The organism is Pseudomonas sp. GW821-FHT02A08 (genome assembly GCF_059422045.1).
Genome location: NZ_JBWKWD010000077.1, coordinates 1 through 5,102, shown reverse-complemented (window position 1 = coordinate 5,102; position 5,102 = coordinate 1). Strand labels below are relative to the sequence as shown.

At 60.6% G+C, this 5,102-nt stretch carries 6 protein-coding genes; 2 read left to right on the top strand and 4 right to left on the bottom strand.

Features of this window, described 5'->3' with window-relative positions:
• Positions 1-144: 144 nt before the first annotated feature.
• Positions 145-924: an ABC transporter substrate-binding protein gene (locus AC07W4_RS27755; protein WP_495034720.1), complete on the bottom strand. Its 780-nt coding sequence runs from the start codon at positions 922-924 to the stop codon at positions 145-147.
• Positions 925-1,254: 330 nt separating this feature from the next.
• Between AC07W4_RS27755 and AC07W4_RS27750 the strand changes: the two genes are divergently transcribed.
• Entirely contained in the window at positions 1,255-1,896 is a 642-nt protein-coding gene (locus tag AC07W4_RS27750) for a type 1 glutamine amidotransferase (protein WP_495034719.1), read from the top strand.
• 64 nt (positions 1,897-1,960) lie between these two features.
• Here AC07W4_RS27750 and AC07W4_RS27745 read toward each other — a convergent pair whose 3' ends face one another.
• A complete protein-coding gene (locus AC07W4_RS27745; protein ID WP_495034718.1) occupies positions 1,961-2,395 on the bottom strand; it encodes a rhodanese-like domain-containing protein in 435 nt (144 codons plus the stop codon).
• A 101-nt stretch (positions 2,396-2,496) separates the two neighbouring features.
• Here AC07W4_RS27745 and ftrA point away from each other — a divergent pair, with 101 nt between their 5' ends.
• Positions 2,497-3,471, top strand: coding sequence for a transcriptional regulator FtrA (gene ftrA, locus AC07W4_RS27740; protein ID WP_495034717.1), 975 nt, complete (start codon positions 2,497-2,499; stop codon positions 3,469-3,471).
• Between the two features lie 116 nt (positions 3,472-3,587).
• Here ftrA and cobF read toward each other — a convergent pair whose 3' ends face one another.
• Together cobF and AC07W4_RS27730 are read right to left on the bottom strand one after the other, a co-directional pair.
• Positions 3,588-4,343, bottom strand: a complete 756-nt coding sequence (cobF, locus tag AC07W4_RS27735; protein WP_495034716.1) for a precorrin-6A synthase (deacetylating) — start codon at positions 4,341-4,343, stop codon at positions 3,588-3,590.
• Positions 4,343-4,915, bottom strand: coding sequence for a histidine phosphatase family protein (locus AC07W4_RS27730; RefSeq protein WP_495034715.1), 573 nt, complete (start codon positions 4,913-4,915; stop codon positions 4,343-4,345). The genes cobF and AC07W4_RS27730 overlap by 1 nt, the downstream gene beginning before the upstream one ends.
• Between the last annotated feature and the right edge of the window lie 187 nt (positions 4,916-5,102).

Below are 5,102 nucleotides of genomic sequence, written 5' to 3'. Positions count from 1 at the left end.
GGCGTCGTGTCAGGCAACATGGATGTTGAATGTACCGGCGCCTTCGCGAGCAAGCCCGCTCCCACAGGTATCTCAGTGCTGAAAATGATTGCACAAAAAAAATGGCAACCGCGCCAACGGTTGCCACTTTTTCAAACGGCTGGATTACTCGCCGTAAACGTCAAACTTGAAGTATTTGTCCTGCACTTGCTTGTACTTGCCGTTGGCGCGGATTTCGGTGATCGCGGTGTTGAACTTGTCCGCCAGTTCCTTATCACCCTTGCGCACGGCAATGCCTGCGCCGCCACCGAAGTATTTCGGATCGTTGTACTCAGGACCGACGAAGGCAAAACCTTTACCGGCGTCGGTTTTCAGGAAACCGTCGTCCAGGTTGACCGAGTCGGCCAGCAGCGCATCGATGCGGCCGGAAACCATGTCGAGGTTGGCTTCCTGCTGGGAGCCGTAGCGCACCAGCTCGATACCGGCAGGCACCAGCACTTCCGTGGCGAAGCGGTCGTGGGTACTGGCGCGCAGCACACCGACTTTCTTGCCTTTGAGTTCGGTCAGCGGATCCTTGATGCTGGAACCTTCCTTCATCACGAAGCGTGCCGGTGTGTGGTAGTACTTGATGGTGAAATCGACGTTCTTCTTGCGGTCGTCAGTGATGGTCATGGACGACAGAATGGCGTCGATTTTCTTGACCTTCAGCGCAGGGATCAGGCCGTCGAACTCTTGCTCGACCCAGGTGCACTTGACTTTCATCTGCTCGCACAGCGCGTCGCCGATATCCACGTCGAAACCGGTGAGTTTGCCGTCAGGGGTTTTCATCGAGAATGGCGGGTAGCCGGCTTCGATACCGATGCGGATCGGCTTGGCGTCGGCGGCCACGGCGGTCAGGGACAACATCGACAGTGCCAGGGCACCGAACATCACTAGCTTCTTCATTTATAACTCCTGTGTGCGGAGGCTTTTATTGGCAGCTTCGATTGGCAGCGTTCGGTCATCGCTTCGTGAGCGGGAACCGAAGTGGCCGGCAGTCTAGAGCGGCTACAGGAGGGTAAATTATGTCGAGGCGACAATTATTTACAGAAAAGTGGCACCCGGAGGGAGGCGTCGAGGTGAACGCGCCATGACGGTGCAAAGTCTGTCAGACATATCGCGTTTTCAGACCGGACCTACAGGTTTTCAGGCGTCATCCGACAGAACGGGACGACTGGCGATACTGGATGTTTTACGGCACATTGAGCGCCCTTGCGTCCCATCGAGAGTAGCGTGATGCCCACGTTGAACCTGATCCAGCACCACCCCGCCGAAGGTCCGGGCACCATCGCCTTCTGGGCCGAATCCCGGGGGCTGACGCTGAACGTGTTTCGCGCCGACCTGGGCCAATTGCCGCCCGTCAGCGCCGATCCCGTGATCCTGTTGGGCGGGCCTTATGAATCCAACGCCGGCCCGGCCTGGCTGGAAGCTGAACGGCAATGGCTCAAAGGCACGCTGGATCGGGACGCGGCCGTGTTCGCCATTTGCCTGGGGGCGCAGTTGCTGGCGTTGAGCCTGGGGGGGAATGTACGGCGGATGGACCGGAGCGAAACCGGATGGACCACCGTGACCTTTATCGATGGGCAAACACTGAAGGTGCTGGAGTGGCACGAAGACGCCATCGACCTGCCGCCTGCCGCGCAGCTGTTGGCCAGCAGCGAGCACTGTGCGCAGCAGCTATACCGCGCCGGACCGACGCGGCTTGGATTGCAGTTTCATCCGGAGTGGAACGCCGAGTCGGTGGCCATGCTCAATGCGCATTTTGGCGATGAGTCGCCGTTGCCCCGAGGGCCACAGGAGACTGAGGCTTACGCAGCAGTGGCCAAGTGGTTAGAGGCGACACTGGATGAGTGGTGGGCGGCCACTTCCTTTCGCTGAAATACATACCTGTGGCGAGGGGGGGGCAAGCCCCCTCGCCACAATGATCAATGGTGTTTGGGTGTCAGCATTCACAACCGATCACAGCATTCACCGACCGCGGCCCCCCGACACTCAACTCAAACCCTTCATCCAGCCATCCGGTCACGCCGCCGATCATCTCCTTGACCGGATAACCCAGGGCCGCCAGTTTCACCGCCGCCTTGTTGGCGCCGTTGCAGTGAGGCCCGGCGCAATACACCACAAACAGGCTGTTCTTCGCAAAACCCGCCAAGCCTTCGGCAGTCAGCAAGCGTCCGGGTATGTTGATCGCCCCCGGTACATGCCCGCGCTCGAACGCCAGCGGGCCACGAACATCCACCAAAGTGAAATCGACTTCGCCAGCCTGCTGGCTGCCATAAACATCTGAACAATCGGTTTCGAAGGTCAGACGGTTGCTGAAATGCATCAGGGCGATGGCCGAGGGGGCGGCGGGAATTTCGCGAACCAGGCAGGTCATGAGCAGTACTCCAAATAAGCGGTGGGTGTGGGAAGACTTTATCCGCCAGCCACTTGCGGCTACAGTGGCGCACAAGACACTCACCGGGAACTTTCCGCCAAATGCACCCTACCCCAGGAATGGTTGCGATTCTGGCCTACGACGGCCTCTGCACCTTCGAGTTCGGCATTGCCGTGGAGATCTTCGGCCTGCCACGGCCTGAATTCGATTTTCCGTGGTACGAGCATCGTATCGTCGCAGTCGATCAAGGCCCGATGCGCGCCATGGGCGGCATCCAGGTACTGGCCGATGGCGGCATGGAATTGCTCGCCGATGCCCGCACCATCATCATTCCCGGCTGGCGCGACCGCAGCGCCGCGGTACCCGCCGAGCTGATCGCCGCCCTGCGCCAGGCCCATGCCCGGGGGGCGCGGTTGCTGTCGATCTGCTCCGGTGTTTTCGTCCTCGCCGCCACCGGGTTGCTCGACGGCCACGGTGCGACCACGCACTGGCGCTATACCTCGGAACTGGCCGAGCGCTTTCCCGGCATCCTCGTGGACCCGGACGTGCTGTATGTCGATTCCGGCCAATTGATCACCTCCGCAGGCAGCGCGGCAGGCATCGATGCCTGCCTGCACCTGGTGGCACGGGATTTCGGCACCCAGGTGGCCAATTCCGTGGCCAGGCGCATGGTCATGTCGCCGCAACGCAGCGGTGGCCAGGCGCAATTCATTCCGACGCCGGTCAGTCCTACACCGCGTAGCGATCTTTCCCGCGTCATGCATTGGGCACGTGAGCGTTTGCATGAACCACTGCAAGTGCGCGACCTGGCCAGCGAAGCCGCCATGAGCGAACGCACCTTCCTGCGCCGTTTCACCGAAGCCAGCGGCCAGTCACCGAAAACCTGGTTGCAGCATGAGCGCCTGGGCCGCGCCCGCGAACTGCTGGAAAGCAGTGACCAGAACACCGAGCAGATTGCCGAGCGTTGTGGTTATCGTTCGGTGGAAAGCTTCCGGGTAGCCTTTCGAACCGTGGTTGGCGTGCCGCCTTCGGTGTATCGGGAGCGGTTTGGGCGTGGGGGCAATGCTATTTCTTGAGGTGTTCTCAAGGCCCTCTTCGCGAGCAAGCCCACTCCCACAGGTTTTGTGTCGTTCACATCATCCCTGTGGGAGCGGGCTTGCTCGCGAAGGGGCCAGCCCGGGCTAGCCAATTTTCAAGGCTTGCGCAACAGATAGGTATCCATGATCCAGCCATTAGCCAACCGGGCAGCCTTGCGCACCCGTTCGATCTCATCCGCCACATCCTTGAGCTTGCCGCTGATCAGGATTTCATCCGGCGTCCCCAGATAGGCCCCCCAGTAAATCTCGGTGTCCCGATCCACCACCTGCCGGTAAGCATCCTGGGCATCAAGCATCACCACCAGGCTGTCGGCATCGCTCACCTGCCCTGCCGCCAGGCGTCGGCCGGTGGTGATTTCAACGGAGTGGCCAATCTGGTTGAGCGGCACCTTGTGTCGGGCCGCCAACGCCTGGACGCTGGTAATGCCGGGGATCACCTCGAACTCGAACCCACAGGCGCCAGAGGCCTGGATCGCCTGAAGGATACGGATCGTGCTGTCGTACAACGCTGGGTCGCCCCACACCAGAAAACCACCGCACTGGCTGTCAGAAAGTTCCTCGTTGATCAGCCGTTCGAAGGTCTGCTGCCTGGCCAGGTTCAAGTCGTCGACACTGGTCCTGTAGTCCACCTCACCGCGCTCGCGCTCGGGGCTGGTGGCTTCGACAAAACGGTAATCGTGGCCGGTGATGTAGCGTTCGCAAATCTCGCGGCGCAGATCGATGAGTTTGTCTTTGCTCTGGCCCTTGTCCATGAGAAAAAAAACATCGACCCGGTTCAGCGCCTTCACCGCTTGCATGGTGATGTAGTCGGGATTGCCGGCACCGATCCCGATGACCAGGAGTTTTTTCATCACGGCAGGTCCTCGGGGTCGGTGCCCGGCAAGCGCAGCCGCCAGCGGCCATGGAACCTCAACTCGACAGCCGCCAAGGGGTCGACGTCGATCAGGCTGGACGACACCCCTTGCAAAACGTGCGTCAGCGCGGCGCGGATGACGAAAGGATGGGTAATGGCAACGATGTGCCCCGGCGTCGACTGCAACGAGGTCAGCCACACGCTCATCCGCTCCTCCAGTTGCAGCACCGACTCGCCACCGTGGGGTGCCGAAGCCGGGTCTACCAACCAATACTGGAGTTCCTCAGCTTCAGTCTTTTGAAGTTCACCGATGCGAACACCGCCCCAACGCCCGAAGTCGCAGTCCCTCAAGGCGTCGACAATCTCCGGTGAACTGCCGAACAGTTCAGCGGTTTGCCGGGTGCGCAACTCCGGGCCACAGACAAGACGCGGAGCGCTCTTGAACTGGTTGCAACGGGAAAGCCTGAGGGCTTGCCAATCCATTTCCAGAGGTTCGTCCAGAGGAAAACGCGCCAATTTCTGTGCGACGGTTCGCGCGTGGCAAATCAGGGTTAAACGGGTTGCCTGCACCAGCAATCACTCTATGAATGGAAAGGAACGATGGCCGCAATTGTGCCGCAAGTAAGCAGACCCGGGGGGGGTAATGCCCGTCAGTTAAGCAATTTCAGCCGCGACACCCGTTGTAGCAGCTGCCGAGCCCGCGAGGCTGCGTTCGGCTGCGAAGCAGTCGTGAGTCCAGCTGACGCGGCCTGCCTGA

Excerpts from the sequence above, each read along its gene's own strand:
- AC07W4_RS27750 (WP_495034719.1), top strand. The coding sequence starts at position 1,255 with ATGCCCACGTTGAACCTGATCCAGCACCACCCCGCCGAAGGTCCGGGC.
- AC07W4_RS27755 (WP_495034720.1), bottom strand. The coding sequence starts at position 924 with ATGAAGAAGCTAGTGATGTTCGGTGCCCTGGCACTGTCGATGTTGTCC.
- cobF (WP_495034716.1), bottom strand. The coding sequence starts at position 4,343 with ATGAAAAAACTCCTGGTCATCGGGATCGGTGCCGGCAATCCCGACTAC.
- ftrA (WP_495034717.1), top strand. The coding sequence starts at position 2,497 with ATGCACCCTACCCCAGGAATGGTTGCGATTCTGGCCTACGACGGCCTC.
- AC07W4_RS27745 (WP_495034718.1), bottom strand. The coding sequence starts at position 2,395 with ATGACCTGCCTGGTTCGCGAAATTCCCGCCGCCCCCTCGGCCATCGCC.